The following is a 749-nucleotide window of genomic DNA, read 5'->3' on the forward strand; positions in this document are numbered from 1 at the left end:
CACCAGCACCGAGGCGATCAGCGCGACGCCGGCGGCGGCGCGGATCGCCGTCCCCAGTTGCGCGACCAGCCGGTTGACGATGTCGAGCGCGTCCTTAACGCGCACCGTCGTCACCGCCGGGAAGGCGCGGGTGACGGCGTTGAGCAGCCTTGCGTCGTCGGCCGTGGAGGCTTGTTTGTCGGTCAGCGTCGCCAGCCAGCCATGCGGCGCCCCGGCAAAGGCGTTGGGCGAGAACACCATGACGAAGTTGATGCCCATCGTCTCCCACTGCACCTGGCGAAAATTGGCGATCTTCGCCGTGACGTTGCGCCCCAGCACATTGACGGTGACGCTGTCGCCGAGCTTCAGCCCGATCGCCTTGCCCTCCTCGGCCGAGAACGACACCAGCGGCTCGCCGGAATAGTCCTGCGGCCACCAGGCACCTTCGGTCAGCGTTGCGTTTTCCGGCTGCCTGGCCTCATAGGTCAGGCCACGGTCGCCGCGCAGCACCCAGGCGCCGTCGGCCGGGATCTTCACCTTGTCGACATCGACGCCGTTGAGCGCCATGATGCGGCCGCGCAGCATCGGCACCTTGACCAGTGTTCCCCGTGGCGACTCCTTGCTCACCAGGCTGGCGAAGGCATCGACGTCGCTGCTCTGGATGTCGACGAAGAAGAAGTTCGGCGCCCGCTCCGGCAGGCTGCCGGAGATCTGCCGCCTGAGATTCCCGTCGATCAGCGCCAGCGTCACCAGCAGCGTCAGCCCGAGAC

The 749-nt window shown here is 67.4% G+C and carries 1 pseudogene; it reads right to left on the bottom strand.

What is annotated here, in order from left to right:
• Positions 1–749: pseudogene (locus EOA27_RS38780) on the bottom strand (ABC transporter permease); the annotation flags it as partial.

Source organism: Mesorhizobium sp. M2A.F.Ca.ET.037.01.1.1, assembly GCF_003998075.1.
Lineage (GTDB): Bacteria > Pseudomonadota > Alphaproteobacteria > Rhizobiales > Rhizobiaceae > Mesorhizobium.